The sequence below is a fragment of the Salmonella sp. SJTUF15591 genome, assembly GCF_043356435.1.
Classification (GTDB): Bacteria; Pseudomonadota; Gammaproteobacteria; order Enterobacterales; family Enterobacteriaceae; genus Salmonella; species Salmonella enterica.
In genome coordinates, this window is record NZ_JBEUJO010000008.1 from 1 (window position 1) to 22779 (window position 22779).

At 53.6% G+C, this 22779-nt stretch carries 22 protein-coding genes and 1 rRNA gene; 8 read left to right on the forward strand and 15 right to left on the reverse strand.

The annotated features are described in order from the left end of the window. Nucleotides 1-112: ribosomal RNA gene (locus ABVM99_RS17785) — 16S ribosomal RNA — on the reverse strand; the annotation flags it as partial. Nucleotides 113-480: 368 nt separating this feature from the next. Continuing rightward, nucleotides 481-1047 (reverse strand): D-glycero-beta-D-manno-heptose 1,7-bisphosphate 7-phosphatase, encoded by a 567-nt coding sequence (gene gmhB / locus ABVM99_RS17790; RefSeq protein WP_001140158.1) that lies wholly within the window; start codon nucleotides 1045-1047, stop codon nucleotides 481-483. Between the two features lie 189 nt (nucleotides 1048-1236). On the opposite strand from gmhB, the gene metN reads away from it, so the two are divergent. The 6 genes from metN (at nucleotide 1237) to proS (ending at nucleotide 6824) form a co-directional block, all read left to right on the forward strand. Beyond that, on the forward strand, nucleotides 1237-2268 hold the full coding sequence (gene metN, locus ABVM99_RS17795; RefSeq protein ID WP_023194922.1) for a methionine ABC transporter ATP-binding protein MetN: 1032 nt from the start codon (nucleotides 1237-1239) through the stop codon (nucleotides 2266-2268). Further along, nucleotides 2261-2914, forward strand: a complete 654-nt coding sequence (locus ABVM99_RS17800; RefSeq protein WP_001287486.1) for a methionine ABC transporter permease MetI — start codon at nucleotides 2261-2263, stop codon at nucleotides 2912-2914. The genes metN and ABVM99_RS17800 overlap by 8 nt, the downstream gene beginning before the upstream one ends. Before the next feature lie 38 nt (nucleotides 2915-2952). Next, nucleotides 2953-3768: a methionine ABC transporter substrate-binding lipoprotein MetQ gene (gene metQ / locus ABVM99_RS17805; protein ID WP_000874215.1), complete on the forward strand. Its 816-nt coding sequence runs from the start codon at nucleotides 2953-2955 to the stop codon at nucleotides 3766-3768. A gap of 118 nt (nucleotides 3769-3886) precedes the next feature. Next, on the forward strand, nucleotides 3887-4291 hold the full coding sequence (rcsF, locus tag ABVM99_RS17810; protein ID WP_001202315.1) for an Rcs stress response system protein RcsF: 405 nt from the start codon (nucleotides 3887-3889) through the stop codon (nucleotides 4289-4291). Next, complete coding sequence (gene tsaA, locus ABVM99_RS17815) at nucleotides 4288-4995, forward strand: tRNA (N6-threonylcarbamoyladenosine(37)-N6)-methyltransferase TrmO (RefSeq protein ID WP_000093985.1); 708 nt, start codon at nucleotides 4288-4290, stop codon at nucleotides 4993-4995. The genes rcsF and tsaA overlap by 4 nt, the downstream gene beginning before the upstream one ends. 110 nt (nucleotides 4996-5105) lie before the next feature. Continuing rightward, nucleotides 5106-6824: a proline--tRNA ligase gene (gene proS / locus ABVM99_RS17820; RefSeq protein WP_001260683.1), complete on the forward strand. Its 1719-nt coding sequence runs from the start codon at nucleotides 5106-5108 to the stop codon at nucleotides 6822-6824. 73 nt (nucleotides 6825-6897) lie between these two features. Here proS and nlpE read toward each other — a convergent pair whose 3' ends face one another. The 3 genes from nlpE to ABVM99_RS17835 are packed head-to-tail and all read right to left on the reverse strand — an operon-like array spanning nucleotide 6898 to nucleotide 8595. Further along, nucleotides 6898-7599 (reverse strand): envelope stress response activation lipoprotein NlpE, encoded by a 702-nt coding sequence (gene nlpE, locus ABVM99_RS17825; RefSeq protein WP_000252578.1) that lies wholly within the window; start codon nucleotides 7597-7599, stop codon nucleotides 6898-6900. Between the two features lie 31 nt (nucleotides 7600-7630). Beyond that, nucleotides 7631-8053, reverse strand: coding sequence for an alternative ribosome rescue aminoacyl-tRNA hydrolase ArfB (gene arfB / locus ABVM99_RS17830; protein WP_000560523.1), 423 nt, complete (start codon nucleotides 8051-8053; stop codon nucleotides 7631-7633). Next, complete coding sequence (locus tag ABVM99_RS17835) at nucleotides 8050-8595, reverse strand: YaeQ family protein (protein ID WP_001185319.1); 546 nt, start codon at nucleotides 8593-8595, stop codon at nucleotides 8050-8052. The genes arfB and ABVM99_RS17835 overlap by 4 nt, the downstream gene beginning before the upstream one ends. Nucleotides 8596-8792: 197 nt before the next feature. Here ABVM99_RS17835 and ABVM99_RS17840 point away from each other — a divergent pair, with 197 nt between their 5' ends. Further along, the gene (locus ABVM99_RS17840) at nucleotides 8793-8993 is read left to right on the forward strand and encodes a YaeP family protein (protein WP_001518678.1); all 201 of its coding nucleotides are present in this window, start codon (nucleotides 8793-8795) and stop codon (nucleotides 8991-8993) included. After that, nucleotides 8980-9240 (forward strand): Rho-binding antiterminator, encoded by a 261-nt coding sequence (rof, locus tag ABVM99_RS17845; protein WP_000062330.1) that lies wholly within the window; start codon nucleotides 8980-8982, stop codon nucleotides 9238-9240. The genes ABVM99_RS17840 and rof overlap by 14 nt, the downstream gene beginning before the upstream one ends. An 83-nt stretch (nucleotides 9241-9323) precedes the next feature. On the opposite strand, the gene tilS is transcribed toward rof, so the two are convergent. The 10 genes from tilS to fabZ all read right to left on the reverse strand — a co-directional run bounded on the left by tilS (nucleotide 9324) and on the right by fabZ (nucleotide 22750). Continuing rightward, nucleotides 9324-10616: a tRNA lysidine(34) synthetase TilS gene (gene tilS, locus ABVM99_RS17850; RefSeq protein WP_000210056.1), complete on the reverse strand. Its 1293-nt coding sequence runs from the start codon at nucleotides 10614-10616 to the stop codon at nucleotides 9324-9326. 62 nt (nucleotides 10617-10678) lie between these two features. Beyond that, nucleotides 10679-11068 carry a VOC family protein gene (locus tag ABVM99_RS17855; protein ID WP_000901086.1) on the reverse strand — a complete coding sequence of 130 codons (390 nt, stop codon included), beginning with the start codon at nucleotides 11066-11068 and terminating at the stop codon, nucleotides 10679-10681. A 55-nt stretch (nucleotides 11069-11123) separates the two neighbouring features. Further along, on the reverse strand, nucleotides 11124-13265 hold the full coding sequence (ldcC, locus tag ABVM99_RS17860; protein WP_001021042.1) for a lysine decarboxylase LdcC: 2142 nt from the start codon (nucleotides 13263-13265) through the stop codon (nucleotides 11124-11126). Nucleotides 13266-13340: 75 nt separating this feature from the next. Further along, nucleotides 13341-15104 (reverse strand): chitinase, encoded by a 1764-nt coding sequence (locus ABVM99_RS17865; RefSeq protein WP_000524168.1) that lies wholly within the window; start codon nucleotides 15102-15104, stop codon nucleotides 13341-13343. A 179-nt stretch (nucleotides 15105-15283) separates the two neighbouring features. Then, nucleotides 15284-16243, reverse strand: a complete 960-nt coding sequence (accA, locus tag ABVM99_RS17870) for an acetyl-CoA carboxylase carboxyl transferase subunit alpha (RefSeq protein WP_000055753.1) — start codon at nucleotides 16241-16243, stop codon at nucleotides 15284-15286. Nucleotides 16244-16255: 12 nt separating this feature from the next. Next, entirely contained in the window at nucleotides 16256-19738 is a 3483-nt protein-coding gene (dnaE, locus tag ABVM99_RS17875) for a DNA polymerase III subunit alpha (RefSeq protein WP_001294834.1), read from the reverse strand. Between the two features lie 23 nt (nucleotides 19739-19761). Then, nucleotides 19762-20358 (reverse strand): ribonuclease HII, encoded by a 597-nt coding sequence (gene rnhB / locus ABVM99_RS17880; RefSeq protein WP_000569412.1) that lies wholly within the window; start codon nucleotides 20356-20358, stop codon nucleotides 19762-19764. After that, the gene (gene lpxB, locus ABVM99_RS17885) at nucleotides 20355-21503 is read right to left on the reverse strand and encodes a lipid-A-disaccharide synthase (RefSeq protein ID WP_000741216.1); all 1149 of its coding nucleotides are present in this window, start codon (nucleotides 21501-21503) and stop codon (nucleotides 20355-20357) included. The genes rnhB and lpxB overlap by 4 nt, the downstream gene beginning before the upstream one ends. After that, complete coding sequence (gene lpxA / locus ABVM99_RS17890; protein WP_000565950.1) at nucleotides 21503-22291, reverse strand: acyl-ACP--UDP-N-acetylglucosamine O-acyltransferase; 789 nt, start codon at nucleotides 22289-22291, stop codon at nucleotides 21503-21505. Before lpxA ends, lpxB begins: the two co-directional genes overlap by 1 nt. A 3-nt stretch (nucleotides 22292-22294) precedes the next feature. Next, nucleotides 22295-22750 carry a 3-hydroxyacyl-ACP dehydratase FabZ gene (gene fabZ, locus ABVM99_RS17895; protein WP_000210741.1) on the reverse strand — a complete coding sequence of 152 codons (456 nt, stop codon included), beginning with the start codon at nucleotides 22748-22750 and terminating at the stop codon, nucleotides 22295-22297. Nucleotides 22751-22779 lie beyond the last annotated feature (29 nt).

Below are 22779 nucleotides of genomic sequence, written 5' to 3' on the forward strand. Positions count from 1 at the left end.
CCGTCCGCCACTCGTCAGCAAAGCAGCAAGCTGCTTCCTGTTACCGTTCGACTTGCATGTGTTAGGCCTGCCGCCAGCGTTCAATCTGAGCCATGATCAAACTCTTCAATTTAAAAGTTTGATGCTCGTGAATTAAACTTCGTAATGAATTACGTGTTCACTCAGAGACTTGGTATTCATTTTTCGTCTTGCGACGTTAAGAATCCGTATCTTCGAGTGCCCACACAGATTGTCTGATAAATTGTTAAAGAGCAGGTGCGACGCGGCTTGCAGCTCACCGTCGCGAGGTGGCGTATATTACACTTTCCTCTTTCAGAGTCAACCCTGAATTTCAGGATTTTTCTCTTCAACCGACCGGCTGTTTGTGTGAAGTGATTCACATCCGCCGTGTCGATGGAGGCGCATTATAGGGAGTCGGTTCAGGAAGACAAGCGGAAAAATGCATTTTTGTTTTAACCGCTCATCTTTTATCCATAACGCTTATTTTTGCTGCTTTTTTATCGCCGATGGCAGATCGGCAAGGCTGTTTAACACCCAGTCCGCCGCGTTTTCTGCTTCTGCCGTGACCGGTTTGCCCGTACGCACCAGCACTTTTGTCCCGACATTTGCCGCCGCTGCCGCCTGCATATCTTCCAGCTTGTCTCCCACCATATAAGAAGCCGCCATATCGATATGCAGGAAATCACGCGCCGAGATAAGCATTCCTGGATGCGGCTTGCGGCAATCACATACCTGACGGAACTCTTCTATGCTGCCCTGCGGATGGTGAGGACAATAATAGATGCCGTCCAAATCAACATCGCGATCCGCCAACGACCAGTCCATCCATTCGGTTAACGTTTCAAACTGCGCCTCAGTGAATTTGCCGCGCGCGATTCCGGACTGGTTCGTCACCACCACCAGCGCATAGCCCATTTTTTTTAGCTCGCGCATCGCGTCAATAACACCGTCTATAAACTCGAATGCATCGATTTCATGTACGTAGCCGTGATCCACATTAATGGTGCCGTCACGGTCGAGAAAAATTGCGGGTACAGACTTTGCCACCTTTTATAGCTCCTGAGTAAAGCAAGTGGCGCTAGTATCGCATGTTTCAGCAGGCAAGAAAGTGCTCATCGTATAAAGCCTGATTGATTTAGACGTCTGGATGCCTTAACATCCATTCTGTTGACGGCGTTGACCGTATTAGGCAGACGAAAATGCCTCCGCTCATTTCATTACGATAATAAAGAATCAATGATTAAACTTTCGAATATTACCAAAGTGTTCCAGCAGGGGGCGCGCACTATTCAGGCGCTGAACAATGTCAGCCTGCATGTCCCTGCCGGACAAATTTACGGCGTCATCGGCGCCTCCGGCGCCGGTAAAAGTACGCTTATCCGCTGCGTAAACTTACTTGAACGTCCAACCGAAGGTAGCGTTCAGGTCGGCGGTCAGGAGCTGACAACGCTTTCAGAGTCTGAGTTGACCAAAGCTCGCCGTCAAATCGGCATGATTTTCCAACATTTTAACCTGCTCTCTTCCCGTACCGTGTTTGGCAACGTCGCGTTGCCGCTGGAACTGGATAACACACCAAAGGAAGAGATCAAACACCGTGTCACAGAGCTGCTGGATTTAGTCGGTCTTGGCGACAAGCACGACAGCTATCCGGCAAATCTTTCCGGCGGTCAGAAACAGCGTGTCGCGATTGCCCGCGCGTTAGCCAGTAATCCAAAAGTGTTGCTGTGCGATGAAGCCACCAGCGCGCTTGATCCCGCGACGACCCGTTCGATTCTGGGATTGCTGAAAGATATCAACCGTCGTCTGGGGTTGACGATTCTGCTTATCACTCATGAAATGGATGTCGTGAAACGTATCTGCGACTGCGTTGCCGTCATCAGTAATGGCGAGCTTATTGAGCAGGATACGGTCAGCGAAGTCTTCTCGCATCCTAAAACGCCGCTGGCGCAGAAGTTTATTCAGTCCACTCTGCACCTGGACATTCCGGAAGATTACCAGGCGCGTTTGAAAGCGTCGCCGGAAACTGACAGCGTGCCGATGCTGCGCATGGAATTCACCGGACAGTCTGTGGATGCCCCGCTGCTTTCTGAAACCGCGCGTCGTTTCAACGTGAACAATAATATTATCAGCGCGCAGATGGATTACGCGGGCGGTGTGAAGTTCGGCATTATGCTAACGGAAATGCACGGCACACAAGAAGAGACGCAAGCCGCAATTGCCTGGCTGCAGGATCACCATGTGAAAGTAGAGGTACTGGGTTATGTCTGAGGCAATGATGTGGTTACTGGTTCGTGGCGTTTGGGAAACGTTGGCGATGACCTTTGTCTCCGGTTTCTTCGGTTTCGTGATTGGCCTGCCGGTTGGCGTATTGCTGTATGTTACGCGCCCGGGGCAGATTATGGAGAACGCCAGGCTGTATCGCTCCCTCTCTGCGGTGGTCAATATTTTCCGCTCGATTCCCTTTATCATCCTGTTGGTGTGGATGATTCCTTTTACCCGAATAATTGTCGGCACCTCCATTGGTTTGCAGGCCGCGATTGTACCGCTGACCGTCGGCGCCGCGCCTTTTATCGCCCGTATGGTGGAAAATGCGTTGTTAGAGATCCCTGCCGGGCTGATTGAAGCCTCGCGAGCGATGGGCGCCACGCCGCTGCAAATTGTACGTAAAATCCTTTTACCGGAAGCGCTGCCTGGTCTGGTGAATGCGGCAACCATTACACTGATCACCCTGGTCGGTTACTCCGCAATGGGCGGCGCCGTCGGCGCAGGCGGTCTCGGTCAAATCGGCTATCAGTACGGTTATATTGGATACAATGCTACCGTGATGAATACGGTGCTGGTATTACTTGTCGTTCTGGTTTATTTAATTCAGTTATCCGGCGATCGCATCGTCAGGGCTGTCACGCATAAGTAACGTTAAACACAACACAAATACTCATTAAGGAAATAAGCATGGCGTTCAAATTCAAAACCTTTGCGGCAGTGGGTGCTCTGATTGGTTCTCTGGCACTTGCGGGTTGCGGTCAGGATGAAAAAGATCCGAATCATATTAAAGTCGGCGTAATCGTTGGCGCAGAGCAGCAAGTTGCCGAAGTCGCGCAGAAAGTCGCGAAAGAAAAATACGGCCTGGACGTGGAATTGGTGACCTTTAATGATTATGTTCTGCCTAATGAAGCGCTGAGCAAAGGCGATATCGATGCCAATGCCTTCCAGCACAAACCGTATCTGGATCAGCAAATCAAAGATCGCGGCTACAAACTGGTTTCCGTTGGTAAGACTTTTGTCTATCCCATTGCAGGATATTCCAAAAAAATCAAATCTCTGGATGAGCTCAAGGACGGTTCCCAGGTCGCTGTGCCTAACGACCCGACCAACCTTGGTCGTTCCCTGCTGCTGCTGCAAAAAGTAGGGCTGATTAAACTGAAAGACGGCGTTGGTCTGCTTCCTACCTCGCTGGATATCGTGGAAAACCCGAAAAATCTGAAAATTGTTGAGCTGGAAGCGCCGCAGTTGCCGCGTTCGCTGGATGACGCGCAGATCGCGTTAGCGGTCATCAATACGACTTACGCCAGCCAGATTGGCCTGACGCCAGCGAAAGACGGTATCTTCGTTGAAGATAAAGATTCTCCGTACGTTAACCTGATCGTGACGCGTGAAGATAACAAAGACGCCGAGAATGTGAAAAAATTCGTTCAGGCTTATCAGTCTGATGAAGTGTACGAAGCCGCAAATAAAGTTTTTAATGGCGGTGCGGTGAAAGGCTGGTAAGTTTTAGGCTGATTCCACAATCTGTAATATTATTCAGGACGGGCTATTGCCCGTCTTGTCATTTATGCAAGCTCCTGATTCAATATCTGGCAATTAGAACATTCATTGAGGAAATATTATGCGTGCTTTACCGATCTGTTTATTGGCACTCATGCTGGGCGGTTGTTCCATGCTAAGCAGATCCCCTGTTGAACCCGTTCAAAGCACCGCAACCCCGCCAAAAGCGGAGCCGGAGAAACCTAAAGCGCCGCGTGCCGCTCCCGTCAGGATTTACACCAATGCTGAAGACTTAGTCGGCAAACCTTTCCGCGATCTTGGCGAGGTTAGCGGCGAATCCTGCCAGGCGACAAATCAAGACTCTCCGCCTAACATTCCAACTGCGCGCAAGCGTATGCAGATTAATGCATCTAAAATGAAAGCCAACGCCGTCCTGCTGCACAGCTGTGAAATTACCAGCGGCACGCCAGGCTGCTATCGTCAGGCGGTTTGTATCGGGTCCGCCCTGAATATTTCGGCGAAATGAGCAGCTTTCAGTTTGAACAAATCGGCGTTATTCGCTCCCCCTATAAAGAAAAATTCGCCGTTCCGCGCCAGCCTGGTCTGGTCAAAAGCGCCTGCGGCGAACTGCATCTGATAGCGCCTTACAACCAGGCCGATGCCGTTCGCGGCCTGGAAGCGTTCAGCCATTTGTGGGTGCTTTTCGTTTTTCATCAGACGATGGACGGCGGCTGGCGGCCGACAGTTCGTCCGCCCCGTCTTGGCGGTAACGCCAGAATGGGCGTTTTTGCCACGCGCTCCACGTTCCGCCCCAATCCGATTGGCATGTCGCTCGTTGCGCTAAAAGGTATCGAGTGCCGGAAAGAGAGCGTAATTCTGAAATTAGGCAGTCTGGATCTGGTGGATGGCACGCCGGTGGTGGATATCAAACCGTATTTACCGTTTGCCGAGGCCTTACCGGACGCCGCCGCCAGCTATGCGCAACAGGCGCCGATAGCTGAAATGCCCGTGAGTTTTACCGCTGAGGTGGCTCAACAGCTTACGACGCTGGAAAGGCGTTATCCGCAGCTACGGACATTTATTTGCGATGTGCTGGCGCAAGATCCTCGCCCGGCTTATCGTAAGGGTGAAGAGACGGGCAAAACCTATGCCGTCTGGCTGCATGATTTTAACGTGCGCTGGCGTGTGGTTAACTCGGGATTTGAAGTGTTTGCGCTGGAACCACAGTAATTTCACGCCCTTCTCTTTTGACATCTCTTGCACGCTGGTAAACTAAATCACTTTTTTTGTATCAGGCTCACATTGAGCCTGTTCGATCGTTCAACTGGAACCGTAACAACATGCGTACTAGCCAATACCTGCTCTCCACTCTGAAGGAGACACCTGCCGACGCCGAGGTTATCAGCCACCAGCTGATGCTGCGCGCCGGGATGATCCGCAAGCTCGCCTCCGGGTTATATACCTGGCTGCCGACCGGCCTGCGCGTCCTGAAAAAAGTCGAAAACATCGTGCGTGAAGAGATGAACAACGCCGGTGCTATCGAGGTGTCGATGCCAGTCGTTCAGCCAGCCGACCTGTGGCAAGAGAGTGGTCGTTGGGAACAGTACGGTCCGGAACTGCTGCGTTTTGTCGACCGTGGCGAGCGTCCGTTCGTACTCGGCCCGACCCACGAAGAAGTTATCACCGATCTGGTGCGTAATGAACTCAGCTCTTATAAGCAGTTGCCGCTGAACTTCTTCCAAATCCAGACCAAATTCCGTGATGAAGTGCGTCCGCGCTTTGGCGTGATGCGTTCGCGCGAATTCCTGATGAAAGATGCTTACTCTTTCCACACCTCTCAGGAGTCGTTGCAGGAAACCTATGACGCCATGTACGCCGCGTATAGCCGTATCTTCAGCCGTATGGGGCTGGATTTCCGCGCGGTACAGGCCGATACCGGTTCTATCGGCGGCAACGCCTCGCATGAATTCCAGGTGCTGGCGCAAAGCGGCGAAGACGATATCGTTTTCTCTGATGTTTCTGATTACGCGGCTAACATTGAACTGGCAGAAGCTATCGCGCCGCAAACGCCGCGCGCAGCGGCGACGCAGGAAATGACTCTGGTCGATACGCCAAATGCCAAAACCATCGCGGAGCTGGTGGAACAATTCAACCTGCCAATTGAAAAAACGGTAAAAACGCTGCTGGTGAAAGCGGTGAAAGACAGCAAGTCTCCGCTGGTGGCTCTGCTGGTTCGCGGCGATCATGAACTGAATGAAGTTAAAGCGGAAAAACTGCCGCACGTTGCCAGCCCGCTGACCTTCGCTACCGAAGAAGAGATTCGCGCCGTAATTAATGCTGGCCCTGGCTCCCTCGGCCCGGTCAATATGCCGATTCCGGTCATCATCGATCGCACCGTTGCCGCCATGAGCGATTTTGCCGCTGGCGCCAACATCGACGGTAAACACTACTTTGGTATTAACTGGGATCGCGATGTGGCGACGCCTGTTGTTGCCGACATCCGTAACGTAGTCGCCGGCGATCCGAGTCCGGATGGTCAGGGAACGTTGCTTATCAAACGCGGTATCGAAGTGGGCCACATCTTCCAGTTAGGTACCAAGTACTCAGAAGCGCTGAAAGCCTCCGTTCAGGGTGAAGATGGCCGTAACCAGATCCTGACAATGGGCTGCTATGGTATCGGCGTAACACGTGTCGTTGCCGCGGCTATCGAGCAGAACTTTGACGAGCGCGGCATTGTATGGCCTGACGCCATTGCGCCTTTCCAGGTCGCTATTCTGCCGATGAATATGCACAAATCCTTCCGTGTGCAGGAGCTGGCGGAAAAGCTGTACAGCGAATTGCGCGCGCAGGGCATTGAAGTGCTGATGGACGACCGTAAAGAGCGCCCGGGCGTGATGTTTGCCGATATGGAGCTGATTGGTATTCCACATACTATCGTGATTGGCGATCGCAACCTGGATAACGACGATATTGAGTATAAATACCGTCGCAGCGGTGAAAAATCGCTGATTAAAACCGGCGATATCGTTGATTATCTGGTCAAGGCGATTAAAGGCTAAACGACATTTTGTTGGGATTGCCCGGCGCCACCCGACAGATATGTAAAGGCCTCGCACCCTGCGAGGCCTTTTATTAGTGGGTGCAATCTTTACCCGGCGTAAACTTCGCATTTTTATCGGCTATTAGCATTTTTACCGGCTCGCCCGTGTCCGGGTTCGCGGCAAACACAAAATGCCCTTCTACCGTCAGCAGCACCGGTTTTTCCGCTTCACTTTTCGCCGTCAGATAGCCGCGCTCAAGCTGGGCGTTACTGGCGACCGGGAGCCGTTTTCCGGTCGCACAATCGGTAAAGGTCGCCGCATCGGCCCTGTATACATACATACCACGCAGCGGCATTGGCGTTACCGGCAGGCTGGCGGTAACAGGCACAAGCGTATAATTAAGCTGCGAAGCCACCGGATTGCCTTCTCTGTCGAGCATCTCCAGCGCATTGCCTTTCGCGCGATAATACGATTTCTCGCCATTGCTGTCGGTTAACACCAGTTTATCCGCCGTCCGCGCCCAGGTACCGTATGACGCAAAAGAGGAAGGTTCTTCACGCACGCCCTGATAGCGCTCGTTCATCACCCATGTGCCGTCTTTTTCCAGAAATAGTGACGTTTCAATACCTTCACAATCCGCACAGGGCAGCACGCCGCGCCAGCTTTGCTGCATGGGTTTTAATTCCGCCGCCTGCGCAGGTTGCAGGGCGTCAACTTCCGCACGGTTATTACACCCTATCAATGCAAATAGCGTACAGGCTGCCGCTACTGACAATATTGCTGTTCTCACCATAAAATCCTTATGAAATTGCTATTCCTGCCCGTCAATCCAGTGGACGACGAACTTTGCCGCGAAGCGCCTTTACAGAAGATTTTTGCGCCTTTGAGGACAAACGGCGCTCTTTCGAGGCACGCGTCGGACGGGTTGCGCGACGGCTTTTCTGCTCCGCGGTTAATTCTTTTATGACGGCAACCAGCCTGGCGATAGCCGCGTCCCGGTTGAGCTCCTGGCTCCGGAACTCCTGCGCCTTAATGATAATGACGCCATCATCGCTTATCAGATGGTGGCTGGCCGTCAGCAAACGCTGTTTATAATACTCTGGCAGGCCAGAGGCCCGAATGTCAAAGCGCAAATGAATCGCGCTAGAGGTCTTATTTACGTGCTGACCACCCGCGCCCTGCGCGCGAATGGCCGTAATTTCCAGCTCATTATCGGCTATGGAGACCGTCCGGGAGATGGCAATCATGAGGGCTGTTGCCAGGCGGTTAGCTGTATTTCCAGATTATTCCGAGCATCAGAAAGCCAGATTGCGCCGTCCTGAATCGTCGCCTGTAGCGTCATGGTACGATCGGCAAATTCACTGAGCTGCGCCAGTTGCCCGTCATCCAGATACCAGACGGACAGGTTAGCGAACTGCGCGCACTTGCTTTGATGCTGCTGCCACCAGATTTGCGCCGCCCGGGAGTTATAAGCAAAGAGCGCGACGTCGCTCGCCTGAGTACAGGCTTTCTTAATACGGCGCTCATCCGGCAGCCCCAGCTCTATCCAGAGATCGATGCCCAGATGATCGTTACGCAGCCAGGCCTCCGGCTCATCTTCCGCGCTGAGCCCGCGTGTAAACTGCAACCGTTCATCAGCATATTTTATCCATGCCAACAGGCGCAGCATCATGCGCTCCTGCGTTTCAGAAGGGTGACGCGCCAGCGTCAATGCCGCATCCAGAAACCGGTTGCGATCAAGGTCAGCCACATTGACGACGGCTTTATAAATTGTCGCTTTAAGCGCCATGAGAAAACTCCTTTCGAATCAGGCGCCCATTGTAGCGAAAACCGCGCTAAAAGGCTGTTAACGAATCTTTTACCCACTCGCGTCAGGCGCTGATATTGCGCAAATGAGTATGGTATAGTCACCTTGCTAAACAAGATTTAACTTCGTAGGCTTAGACTTGCATCCACGGTTAAGTCAGAATGCTGACAGGAGGGCATGTGGAAAAATATTGTGAGTTAGTACGCAAGCGGTATGCGGAAATCGCCAGCGGAGACTTAGGGTATGTCCCGGATGCGCTGGGTTGTGTATTGAAAGTGCTTAATGAAGTGGCGGCAGATAGCGCCCTTTCAGAGTCGGTCAGGGAAAAGGCAGCTTATGCTGCCGCGAACTTACTGGTGAGCGATTATGTCAATGAATGAAACGTATCAACCCATTAATTGCGATGACTACGATAGTCTTGAGCTTGCCTGCATGCATCATTTAATACTGACGCTAACGTTAAAAGATGGCGAGGTTTTGCAGGCAAAAGCGAACGATTTGATCTTACGTAAAAACGTAGAATATCTGCTTGCCGAAGTTTCCGGCGAGTCTTGTGAGCTTCGTCTCGATAAAATCGCCAGTTTCAGCCACCCGGAAATTGGTACCGTGGTAGTTAGCGAATCCTGAGTATTTTGTTGCCGGATGGTGGTGCAAGCACCTTATCCGGCCTACGTTCCATGCGATACGCAGGCCTGATAAGCGCAGCGCCATCAGGCATGCCAAACCAGACTCACCCCTTCTTTATCTTCTGCTGCTCCCTCACGCGTCACAAAAACACCCGCAGCCGCAATCAGCGTTTCGCCGTAAAACAACAGCGGCGTGGTATCTCGTCGCCAGGGCGGGATCCCCTGCTCCTGCCAGATTTTCTTTAATTTACGTCCACCGTTACGCCCGACAATATGTAACACGCCTGGCGCTTTAAAACGAATGCTGACGGATTCTTCCTCTCGCGGTCGGCGCAGTTCGCCACCAGGAACGAGCTGTACCGTCCCTAAGCCGGCAGGCAGCGCCAGCGGTGTTTGCCAGACGGGCCAGGCGACCGTCGTTTCGTGTTGTCCGGCCACGGATTTAATCCACCACAGTTGCGACTGGTAACGGCGAATCTCGTGATCGCCAAAGCGTAAACAGGGAGAGGCATCGTCGCGCGCCAGCGCCACCTCCTGCCAGATACGTTCCAGCGCGTCGCGAGAGGGCATCGGCGCATTACGCATCGCCAGCCAGCGACGCAAAATCGCCGCCCGCCGTACATCGCTCATCGACATTAATGGAGAGAGCCGCAATGTTCCCTCCGCCGTGATACAGTCAGTAAGATCGCTGGCCAGAAGCTCGTCCAGCAGCCTTTCTTGCTCGGCGCAGAGCGTCGCACTACGGGCTACCGCCGCAGGAAAATGCGGCCAGCGCTGCTGTAAGAGCGGAAGCGCGCGCAGGCGTAAAAAATTGCGATCGTAGGCGTCATCCTGATTGCTTTCATCTTCAATCCAGCATAAGCCATGACGCACAGCCCACTGTTCCAGCGTCTTCCGCGTTTCTCTCAACAGCGGGCGAAGAAGCAGAGTTCCGGCAAAAGGCGAGCGTTCTCCCATCGCGGAAAGTCCGGCCGGACCGCTGCCGCGCTTTAACGCCAGCAGAAACGTTTCACACTGATCGTCAAGGTGCTGCGCGGTTGCCAGCACTTCGCCAGGCAATAGCGTCTGTGCGAACGCCCGGTAGCGCGCTTCACGCGCATGGGCCTCGATACCCAGGCCATTATCCGCCAGCGTCACCCGCTCCACTACCAGCGGAACCTGCCAGCGTTCGCATACGGTTTCGCAATGCCGCACCCAGCTATCAGCATGAGGGCTTAAACCGTGATGAATATGGATAGCACGCAGCGTGACGTCAGGATGGCGTTCTCGCCACAACACCAGTTGATGCAACAGCACCGTAGAATCCAGGCCGCCGCTAAAGGCAGCCAGAATACGGCGAGAAGAGAGTAACGAGGTATTCAACGTGAGAGTGGTCATGATCCATGCTTATAGTGACTTAGCCCGGCAACGTTACCTGGCGAGCGTCTTAATGACAAGCCTTACTGCTCATACAGCTCAAGCGGTAAACCGTCCGGATCGTTGAAAAAAGTAAAGCGCTTCCCGGTATACGGATCGATGCGTATCGGTTCGCACTTAACCTGATGCTTTTCCAGATGCGCAACGGCGTTTTCCACATTTTCCACGCTGAAAGCCAGATGGCGCAGGCCGCAGGCTTCAGGTCGGCTTGGACGCGCCGGAGGGAAGGGAAAAGAGAAAAGCTCAATCACATACTGCCCGTTTAGCGCCAAATCGCCCTTCCATGAGTCACGCTCTTCCCGCCAGGCTTCGCTTAGCAGATCGAACCCCAGAATATCGCAGTAAAACGCCTTGCTCACCGCATAGTCTGTCGCAATGATCGCGATGTGATGAACCTGTTTTAATCCCAGCATAGCGTCTCCTTTATTGATTATCAGTACGTTACTCGTCACATTCCCGTCAGGCAAGCTAACAGGCGTGTTTTAAGACTCGTACCTGGTACACCCCGTCTTCATTCCGTTTCGCACCGTGAATATCCGTTTCAAAACCGGGATAATGCTGGCCAATCGAGCAGAGCATCAGCAGAAAATCGAGCACGGCCCGACTCTGTTGCGTGATCCTCTCGCCGGGCATCAACAGCGGAACGCCTGGCGGATAAGGCAGGATCATATTCGCGGAAACGCGCCCTGGCAGTTGATCGAGCGCCACGGTTTCCACCTCGCCTTTGATCTGACGCTGCCAGGCCTGGTGCGGGGTCATGATCATCTCCGGTAAAACCTCGAACGCCCGCAGCATCAGCCCCGGAAGATCGTGCTGGCGGATCAGTTTATGGATCCCCTGCGCCAGATCCTGAATGCGCATATTGCGATAAAAATCCGGATCTTCCGCATACAGATCCGGCAACATATTTTTGACGCGCAGGTTAAGATCGTAGGCGCGTTTAAATTCCGTCAGTCCGCGCAGCAGCCCCATCGCACGGGTCTTATCAATCCCTATGCTGAACAAAAACAGCAGATTATACGGCCCGGTTTTTTCCACCACCACGCCTCGCTCATCGAGGAACTTCGCCACCAGCGCGGCGGGTATCCCCTCTTCGCTCATGTTGCCCTGTTCATCCATCCCCGGCGTCAGGATTGTCACCTTAACCGGATCGAGAAACATATGATCGTCATCGGCATCGGCGAAGCCATGCCAGGTTTCTCCCGGCGTGACCGGCCAGCATTCGGCCTCATCAACCTCTTCCGGCTGCCAGATATCAAAGAACCAGCTATCGGACTCTTCACGTAGCCGCTGTACCTCTTTACGAAAATGGAGCGCCCGCTCCACCGAACGATTAATCAATCTTTTCCCTGGATTGCCGCGCAGCATCGCCGCCGCGGTCTCGATAGAGGCGACAATGGGATAGCTCGGCGATGTGGAAGTGTGCATCATAAACGCTTCGTTAAACGTCTCTTCGTCATATTCCCCTTTGATATGAATAAGCGACGCCTGCGAAAAAGCCGCCAGCATTTTATGGGTGGATTGCGTTTCGAAAATCACTTTTCCGGGCACCCGATCGCCGCTCATCCCGCTTTTCCCCTGGTAGATCGGATGGAAATGGGTATAGGGTACCCAGGCGGAATCAAAATGGATCGAGGGAACGTCCAGCATCTGCTTGATCCAGTTAGTGTTATACAGCAGACCATCGTAAGTCGAATTGGTGATAACCGCATGAACCGGCCATTGCGCCTGCGCGGTTTCCGCCACCTTACGCGCAATGCTGTCGCGGGTAAATTCACGCTTAGGAATACCGCCGAGAATACCGAGCGCATTGCGCGTCGGCTTCAACCAGAGAGGCACCACATCGCTCATCATCAGCAAATGCGCCAGCGATTTATGGCAATTACGATCAATAAGTAGCGTACTTCCCGCAGGCGCGGCATACATACCGACAATTTTATTTGAGGTCGACGTACCGTTCGTCACCATATAACTCTGCTCGGCGCCAAAAGTACGGGCGATATACTCTTCCGCTTCCAGATGCGGCCCGGTGTGATCCAGCAACGATCCTAGTTCAGTCACCGAAATCGACACATCGGCCTTTAAGGTATTGCCGCCAAAAAAGTCATAAAACAGACAGCCTGGCGGGCTTTTCTGATACGCCGTTCCCGCCATATGACCCGGCGTACAAAAGGTATATTTTCCTTCTTTGGCGTAGGTAAAAAGCGCTTTGGTAAACGGCGGCGTAATATTATCGAGATATTCGTTTGTATATTGATGAATGCGCGTCGCGATATCTTCAGCCAGCCCCAATGCATACTCAAAAAACCACAGCGCCATGCGCATATCGTGAACGCTAACGTCCAGCGTGGAGTTGGTATTGATAAAGGCGTAGAGAGGAAGGTATTCATTTAGCTGGTTGATTTCGCTACAAAGGTCGAGACTGTATTCATCCCAGTCAAAAATAACGCCGCAGATGCGCGGGTTATGTTCAATAAACTTCAACAAGTCAACGCTATTTTGCGGCCAGATAATTTGAAATCCCAGGGATTGTAATGCACGCTCAAGCTCCTTGATGGGTTCATCTTTATAATAAACCCCGTGCGGCCCCATAATGGCGATGATGTTCATGCTTTCTCCTGAAAAAACCTGAGATAAGCATAGTAACAATCCTGCCGATGCAAAGCACCGACAGGATTTATCTTATTACAATGCGTTCCATGCATCGGCCCAGGCAATCCCTACGCCGGGCTCATAGTAGGCAGGCGCAACATTACACCATGAGCCTTCCGGGAACGGTTTGCACTGGTACAATGCGCCATTACTGTTAACGATGTCGCCCGGATTCCATTTCTGGCTGCTGCTCCAGGCAGGGTAGCTGGTGGTCTTATCTTCGTCATCCGCAGCGGCGGCCTTCGCTTTCACATTCAGCGTATAAACCGCTGTACTGGAGAGCGTACCGTCGCTAACGGTCAGATTCACCACATACTGGGTGTTCTGAGTGACATCCGGCGCGTTGAAAATCACAACGGCTTTATCCTGACCGCTCAGCGTTTTGCCATCCTGCGACATCCAGGTATAGGTGAGCTTGTCGCCATTCGCGTCGGTCGATCCTTCCGCGCTGAGTGAAACCGGGCTACCAGCTTCCACCGCCCCGACCGGTCCGGCAATGCGCGCGACTGGCGCCACGTTTTCATCCGTCACTGGCGCCGGAGTTGGCGTGACATCCGGTTCAGTGGTTCCGTTATCATCGACGACATTAACGTTGAAATAATGCTGTACACATTTTGTGTAGTCGCCCTCTTTAAAGGCGGTATACGGCGTCTGATATCCCACTAACTGGCAGGAATAGGTTTTACCGTCCGCAGTATCGGCGCTCCAGCCCCAGTCTTGTTCCCAATAGATCGGTAACGCGCCAGCGCCGCCTTCATCGAACTGCTTCATCTTTTTACAGCCCAACACTTCGTCCGCCGGCACCGGCACTTTCAGGTAGTTGGCAAACTCTTTGTAGTAGGCGATACGGTTAAGCGACTGCGCATTCTCATCTGCGCCGCCGCACTCCACGCCGCCATTGATGATTTGAATGGTGACGCCGAAACCTGATACCAGGCCGTTTGCTTTATCGCGATCGTTTGGCTGCCAGGTACCGTCAATCACATGTAGCATAGACGGCTTCGGCGGCTGCGGATACACAAAGAAGAAGACGGCGCTCGCCAGGTTCATCCAGGTATCCGCCACCAGCTCGGGTTTATCCAGCAGAGGGCGAACGTCGCCATACATCGCGTCAGAGAAAGGCCCATAGTTGTAGTTATAAGAAAGCTGTTTTGCCCCGCGACCAAAATAGCTGAGGAAATCGCCGTCCTTATCTTTACCGCACGGCCAGGTCTGGCCCTGCCATACATCCGGGTTACATTCGCCGTTGTAGCCGCCTTTCTGCCCTTCAGTCCAGCCGACTTCGCGCAGATAGACCAGCGCCTGACGCCATTCTGGAATGTCACGCCAGCTTTCGTGACCGCCCGTCTCCTGGGCAAAATGCGCAAACATAGTAGCCAGGGTTTTACGGCAGATAGCGTCGCTATCGCGTCCATCGGTGTAGGTACCACAAACCGCCGGGAATTTACCTATCGCTTTCAGGAAGTTAGAGTAAGTGTATTCCGGCGCGCGCATCGGGAACAGATAATCCCAGTCGGCCTCTTTCAGAATACTTTCAACGCGTTTTACGTTTGCCGGGTTAGCGGCGCGCCCCGGTTCGATTTGTTCGACCGCGCTGTTATCCAACGTCTGGATAGAGGATTTCACTGCCTCCATTAACGGAAAATCCGTCAGCGCTTTCTCTTTCGCCGCCAGATCGCTGGCGTTGATGGTCATTGGCTCACTACTGCTAAGCAGCGGCGCGGCCTGCGCACCGGATAAGCTCAACATGATTCCTGCCGCCACGGCGCTGAGCGCCAGTGTTTTTTGCAATCCCATAATTTTCTCCTTGAAGGGTAGTTCACTGCCTGCCCTGGCCACACGCCTGGCAGTTGATACAGTGTCAGGGAGAACATGCCGTTGCGTTTAATCACATCAACTCATCGGCGTCTCATTTTTCCTCGTCCAAAAAAAAGAGGCCGGATTATCCGGTCTCCTGGGAAAAATGAGGTAAATGATTAAGCGTAACCGTAGCTCATCAAACGCTGGTAACGACGGTTTTTTAAATCATCGGTGCTTAACACATCGAGATCGGCTAAATCTTCCAGCAGCTGCGCTTTTAGCGATGCCGCCATCGCTTCCGGATTACGGTGCGCGCCGCCCAGCGGCTCCGGAATGATGGAATCGATGAGCTTCAGCTCTTTCAGACGCGGCGCGATGATGCCCATCGCTTCAGCAGCCAATGGCGCTTTGTCGGCGCTCTTCCACAAAATAGAGGCGCAACCTTCCGGGGAGATAACGGAATAGGTGCTGTATTGCAGCATATTCACTTTATCACCCACGCCAATCGCCAATGCGCCGCCGGAGCCGCCTTCGCCAATCACGGTGCAGATGACCGGTACGTTCAGACGAGACATCTCTCGCAGGTTGCGGGCGATAGCTTCAGACTGACCACGCTCTTCCGCGCCCACGCCAGGGTAAGCGCCCGGGGTGTCGATGAAGGTGATAATCGGCATGTTGAAGCGTTCAGCCATTTCCATCAGGCGCAGCGCTTTGCGGTAGCCTTCCGGCGCTGGCATGCCAAAGTTACGACGAATTTTTTCTTTGGTTTCACGACCTTTCTGATGACCAATGATCATCACCGGCCGCCCTTCCAGACGCGCGATACCGCCGACGATGGCTTTGTCATCAGCATAGGCGCGATCGCCCGCCAGCTCATCAAACTCATCAAACGCCAGACGAACATAATCCAGGGTGTACGGACGCTGCGGATGGCGCGCCAGTTGGGCTACCTGCCATGCGCCGAGATCGGCGAAGATTTTGCGCGTCAGTTCTACGCTTTTTTCGCGCAGGCGATGGACTTCTTCATCGATATTAATATCCAGTTTCTCATCCTGGCGGCTTACCGCAGTCAGAGAATCGATTTTCGCTTCCAGCTCTGCTATCGGCTGTTCAAAATCAAGGAAATTCAGACTCATAGTATTCCTGTATTAGTCAAACTCCAGTTCCACCTGCTCCGAACCAATGAGGCCACGCAGATCGTTAAGTAAACGATCGCTCGGAGAGACACGCCACGTTGCGCCAAAACGCAGCCGCGCACGCGCATCCGCCCTCTGATAGTAGAGATGTACTGGAATGGTCCCCGAGCGGTGGGGTTCCAGAGACTGACGGAGTCGGTTTAAAAGCTGGTCATCAATTTGCCTGTCCGTCAGCGAGATAGCAAGCCCGCGAGCGTATTTTTCGCGAGCTTCGTCAATATCCATCACTTCGCGGGCGGTCATTTTAAGCCCCCCGCTGAAGTCATCAAAGCTGACCTGTCCGCTGACGATAAGTATGCGGTCTTTTTCCAGCAACTGCTGGTATTTATCCAGCGCGTCGGTAAATAACATCACTTCCAGACGCCCGGAACGGTCATCCAGCGTACAGATGCCGATACGATTGCCGCGCTTGGTGACCATAACCCTTGCGGCAATCACGAGCCCCGCAGCCGTGGTGACTTTACCACGTTCTGTCGGATGCATGTCTTTGAGCCTTACCCCGCCGACATAGCGCTCAATTTCTTTTAAATACTGATTGATGGGGTGGCCCGTCAGGTACAGACCCAACGTTTCACGTTCCCCATCTAACACCACCTGCTCCGGCCACGGCTGGCAGCTGGCATAGGATTGCTCGATTTGCTCCGGCTCTTCCGCCAGTACGCCGAACATATCCGCCTGACCGATAGCTTCCGCTTTGGCGTGCTGGTCGGCGGCTTTCAGCGCATCGCCCAATGAGTTCATCAGCGCGGCGCGGTGCGGCCCCAGGCGGTCGAACGCCCCGGACATGATCAGCTTTTCCAGCACCCGGCGGTTGAGCTTTTTGGTATCGGTCCGCGCGCACAGATCAAACAGTTCGCGGAAATAGCCGCCCTGATTACGCGCGTCGATGATCGCTTCGATCGGCCCTTCGCCGACGCCTTTGATCGCGCCGATACCGTAGACGATCTCGCCCTCATCATTAACGTGGAAATGGTATAATCCGGAGTTAATATCCGGCGGCAGAATTTTCAGTCCCATCCGCCAGCACTCGTCCACCAGGCCGACGACCTTCTCGGTGTTGTCCATATCGGCAGTCATCACCGCCGCCATAAATTCAGCCGGATAGTGCGCCTTTAGCCATAGCGTCTGGTAAGAAACCAGCGCATAAGCGGCGGAGTGCGATTTGTTAAACCCGTAACCGGCGAATTTCTCCACTAGGTCAAAGATTTTCATCGCCAGTTCGCCGTCGATACCGTTCTTTTTCGCGCCCTCTTCAAAAACGGAACGCTGTTTGGCCATTTCTTCCGGCTTTTTCTTACCCATCGCACGACGCAGCATATCCGCGCCGCCGAGAGTATACCCGGAAAGTACCTGGGCAATCTGCATCACCTGTTCCTGATACAGAATGATGCCGTAGGTCGGCTCCAGTACCGGCTTCAGGCTTTCATGCTGCCACTGAACGTCCGGGTAAGAGAGTTCTTCACGACCGTGCTTACGGTCGATAAAGTTGTCTACCATCCCTGACTGCAACGGACCGGGACGGAACAGGGCCACAAGCGCGATCATATCTTCAAAGCAGTCCGGCTGCAGACGTTTGATCAGATCTTTCATGCCGCGCGATTCAAGCTGGAAGACCGCCGTGGTTTCCGAGCGCTGCAGCATGTCGAAGCTTTTTTTATCGTCCAGCGGAATGGCGGCGATATCCAGCGGCGGCTCGCCGTTTTTCTCGCGCCGCTTGTTGATCATCTCCAGCGCCCAGTTGATGATGGTCAGCGTACGCAAACCGAGGAAGTCGAACTTCACCAGCCCGGCATATTCCACGTCACTTTTATCAAACTGGGTAACCGGATGCTTGCCCTCTTCATCGCAGTACAGCGGCGCAAAGTCGGTAATTTTGGTCGGCGCGATGACCACGCCGCCAGCGTGCTTACCGGCGTTACGCGTGACGCCTTCAAGCTTACGCGCCATATCGATCAGCGCTCTGACCTCTTCATCCGCCTCGTAAATTTCCGGCAGTTGCGGTTCCGCTTCAAAGGCTTTTGCCAGCGTCATGCCCGGATCGGGCGGCACCAGCTTCGAGATACGATCGACAAAACCGTACGGATGCCCCAGCACTCGGCCTACATCGCGGATAACGGCTTTCGCCGCCATCGTACCGAAGGTGATAATTTGCGATACCGCATCACGCCCGTACATGTCTGCGACGTGCTCAATCACCTGGTCGCGTTTCTCCATACAGAAGTCGACGTCGAAGTCAGGCATCGAGACACGTTCCGGGTTCAGGAAACGTTCGAACAGCAGGTCAAATTCCAGCGGATCAAGGTCGGTAATTTTCAGCGCGTAGGCCACCAACGAACCGGCCCCGGAACCACGTCCCGGCCCTACCGGCACGCCGTTATCTTTTGACCACTGGATAAACTCCATCACGATGAGGAAGTAGCCAGGGAACCCCATCTGGTTGATAACCTGTAGTTCAATATCCAGACGCTCGTCATATTCCGGGCGACGCTTTTTGCGCTCTTCTTCGTCCGGAAACAGGAAAGCCAGACGCTCTTCCAGCCCCTCTTTCGCTTTTTTGACCAGATAATCTTCGGTGGTCATATCGCCGGTCGGGAACTGCGGCAGGAAATATTCACCCAGACGCACCGTTACGTTGCAGCGTTTGGCAATCTCCACCGTATTTTCCAGCGCCTCCGGAATATCGGAGAACAGCTCGCACATTTCTTCTTCACTGCGCATATACTGCTGCGGTGAATAATTGCGTGGACGTTTAGGATCGTCGAGCGTGAAACCGTCGTGGATCGCGACACGAATTTCATGGGCGTCAAAATCATCGCTTTCAAGAAAACGGACATCGTTTGTCGCGACAACCGGCAAACCACGTGCCTCAGCCAGCTCAACCGCAGCATGGAGATAGGTCTCTTCATCCTGTCTGCCGGTACGGATCAGTTCCAGGAAGTAGCGTTCGGGAAAATGCGCTTCATAGAAAGCAACGCACTCCTCCACCAGCGCCTGGTTGCCGCGTAGCAGACAGCGGCCTACGTCGCCCATGCGCCCGCCGGAAAGCAGGATCAAACCTTCTTTAAGCTCTACCAGCCAGTCGCGCTCAATAATCGGGCCTGCCGCGCCGTAGCCGCGCTGATACGCTTTCGAGATCAGCAACGTCAGGTTCTGGTATCCCGTATTATTCGCCGCCAGTACCGTCAGATGAGTCAGCTCATCTCCCAGCAGTTCGTTGTGAACATTAAAGTCCGCCCCGACGATGGGTTTAATGCCCGCGCCATGACCCGCTCCGTAGAACTTCACCAGACCGCAGAGGTTGGTAAAATCGGTGATCGCCAGCGCAGGCATACCTAATGAGGCCGCCTTTTTCACCAGCGGCCCGGTCTTCGCCAGCCCATCGATCATAGAGTAGTCGCTGTGCACCCGCAGGTGAACGAAACGTGGTTCAGACATCTTCAGATTTCTCGATACAAGAATCAGGACACAAGTCCCAGAGCGCGTTTAACAGGCGCAAAACTGCGTCGGTGGTGCGCCGTCGCGCCATACTGTGCCAACTTTTCCAGATGAAAAGCGGTTGGATAGCCTTTGTGCTGCGCAAAGCCATACTGAGGAAAAACGATATCCAGCGCCGCCATTTCTGCGTCGCGGGTGACTTTCGCCAGAATAGACGCCGCGCTAATCTCCGCCACGCGGCTGTCGCCTTTCACCACGGCCATTGACGGCACAGGCAGCTCCGGACAGCGATTGCCGTCGATCAGCACATATTCTGGCGCAATATGCAGACCAGCGACAGCGCGCTGCATGGCGAGCATGGTGGCGTGCAAAATATTCAGCTCATCAATTTCATGCGCTTCCGCGCGTCCCAGACTCCAGCTTAACGCCTTTTCTTTAATCTCGTCATACAATGACAGACGACGCTTTTCAGACAATTTTTTGGAATCATTCAGACCGACGATCGGACGCGCCGGATCGAGGATCACGGCGGCGGTCACTACGGCGCCCACCAGCGGGCCACGGCCCACTTCATCCACACCCGCCACTAAATGGGTGTGTGGATAAACAAATTCGATCATTGTGCTAACTCCAGGACGGCATCTGCCGCCTGCTCATCGGCATTACAGCGGATCTGCTGATGCAGTTCACGGAAGGTGTCGTGCATCGCATGGCTGGTTTTACCGTTCGCCAGTAGCGGCAACAGCGCTTCGGCGAGTTTTTGCGGTTCGCACTCTTCCTGCAACAGCTCTTTGACTAATTCTCTTCCCGCCAGCAGGTTAGGCAAAGACACATACTCCGTTTTCACCAGACGTTTCGCCAGCCAGAAAGTGAAGGGCTTCATACGATATCCCACTACCATCGGGCATTTTGCCAGCATACACTCCAGCGCCGCCGTACCCGAGGCCAGCAGAGCCGCGTCGCTGGCGATCATCGCCTCGCGCGCCATGCCGTCCAGCAAATGAACGGCGAGATCCGGCGCAACCTCCGCTTTAATTTTTTCAAACTGCTCGCGGCGTTTCGCGTTCACCAGCGGCACTACCACTTCCAGATCGGGATAGCGCTGTCGCAGTAATTGTGCGGTTTTCAGGAAATCGGCGCTGAGCATTTCCACTTCCGCGCCACGGCTGCCAGGCAGTAGCGCCAGACAATGGGCGTCATGCGGGATACCCAGCACATCGCGCGCCGCATTTTTATCCGGGTCCAGCGGCATGGCATCCGCCATGGTGTGACCGATAAAGCGGCACGGGACGTTAAATTTATCGTAAAACGCTTTTTCGAAAGGCAGAAAAGCCAACACCATATGGGTGGATCTGCCTATTTTGAAAACGCGTTTCTGTCGCCAGGCCCAAACGGACGGGCTGACATAATGAATGGTCTTAATCCCTTGTTTTTTCAGATTACCTTCGAGGGTAATATTGAAATCAGGGGCATCAATCCCGACAAAGACATCGGGCTTGAGTTCGGTAAAACGGCGGGTCAGATCGGCGCGGATATGCAACAAACGGCGTAAACGTCCGAGCACTTCAACAATGCCCATGACCGCCAGCTCTTCCATTTCGTACCAGGCTTCACACCCTTCGGCCTGCATACGCGGCCCCGCAACGCCCACAAAGCGGGCGTTGGGTACGCGCGCTTTCAGCGCACGAATTAAGCCTGCGCCAAGAATATCGCCGGACGTTTCACCGGCGACCAGGGCAATCGTTAAAGGACGCTGTGCCGCCATTAACGAATCGGACCGCGCGTTGAACGCTCAAAGAACTCGGTAAACGCCTTCACTTCCGGATGCTTTTCAGCAAGTTCAGCGATTTCCAGCTTCGCTTCGTCGAGCGTTTTACCACTGCGGTACAACAGTTTGTAGGCATTACGAATCGCCACCAGCCCTTCACGGCTAAAGCCGCGACGCTTCAGCCCTTCAATATTTACCCCGAACGGCGTCGCATGGTTACCCTGCGCAATCACATACGGAGGGACATCCTGCGCCACGCCGGAGCAGCCGCCGACCATCACATGCGCACCGATAATGCAGAATTGATGAACTGCCGTCATACCGCCGATGATCGCAAAATCATCGACTGATACGTGCCCCGCCAGCGTGGCGTTGTTGGCGAGGATACAGCGATTACCTACCGTACAATCATGTGCGACATGCGCATTGATCATCAGCAGGTTATCGCTACCCACCTTCGTCAACCCACCGCCCTGCACTGTACCACGATGAATGGTGACGCTTTCGCGGATGCGGTTACGATCGCCAATTTCCACACGGGTCGGCTCACCCGCATATTTCAGATCCTGGTTCACTTCACCGATGGAGGCAAACTGATAAATCTCGTTGTCGCGGCCGATTTTGGTTTGACCATTCACGACCACATGAGACTTCAGTACGGTTCCCTCACCAATTTCGACCTGCGGCCCAACAATACAAAAGGGACCAATGTGGGCATTAGCGCCAATTACAGCGCCGTCTTCCACAATGGCGGTAGGATGAATAAAGGCGGATTTATCAATCACGAATCAGGCCTCCCGGCTACGAGCACACATCATGGTTGCTTCGCACACAACTTTACCGTCGACCAGCGCAACCCCTTTAAAGCGGGTCAGGCCACGGCGCGTTTTCTCGAAAGTGACTTCCATGATCATCTGATCGCCTGGCACCACCGGACGCTTAAAGCGCGCTTCATCAATACCCGCGAAATAATACAGTTCGCCAGGTTCCAGTTTCCCAACGCTTTTAAACGCCAGAATACCGGTTGCCTGCGCCATCGCTTCCAGAATCAGCACGCCTGGCAAAATCGGTTTGCCCGGGAAGTGTCCCTGGAAAAACGGCTCGTTGACGGAGACATTTTTCACCGCACGCAGAAAACGACCTTCTTCAAAGTCCAGCACGCGATCGACCAGTAAAAACGGAAAACGGTGCGGCAGAAGCTCTAAAATCTCTTCAATCTGCAGAGTATGAGTGTTAGTAGTCAAAATACTCTTCCTGTCCAAATATACAAAAA